The organism is Fusobacterium varium (assembly GCA_021531615.1).
Lineage (GTDB): Bacteria > Fusobacteriota > Fusobacteriia > Fusobacteriales > Fusobacteriaceae > Fusobacterium_A > Fusobacterium_A varium_C.
In genome coordinates this window covers 1-359 of sequence record JADYUE010000108.1, presented here as the reverse complement: position 1 = coordinate 359, position 359 = coordinate 1, and the positions used below count along the sequence as shown (strand labels likewise).

General features: G+C 28.4%; 1 protein-coding gene. It reads right to left on the bottom strand.

Going from position 1 to position 359, the window contains the following annotated elements:
* The coding region (locus tag I6E31_12535; GenBank protein MCF2640783.1) for a transposase at positions 1 to 256 on the bottom strand (256 nt) is incomplete at its 3' end.
* Between the last annotated feature and the right edge of the window lie 103 nt (positions 257 to 359).

Genomic DNA, 359 nt, shown 5'->3' with positions numbered 1-359 from the left:
AAGACTTAAAAGAACCATCAACTTCTTTAAGAATCTGTTGTGACATATTAGAATTAAGAGTTTTATAATTTTCACTATTTTTTAAAAGAGAATTATTCTTTTGATAATTAAGATACTTATTCTCTTGAAAGTAGTACTGTCTAATATTATACACAGCTTGATTATATAGATTCTTAGCAGTATGAGAAAGTTCTCTAAGAGAAAGATATTCTTCTTTAGACAGATGTTTAAGTTGTTGTTTAACTGTAAGATACATAGCAAAATCACCTCCTTTTCCTATGCTTAATTATACCATATATTTAAGCTTGAAAAAAGAGGTTGACTCCAATTCATCTCCCACCTAAAGAGGAGGGAGTCTT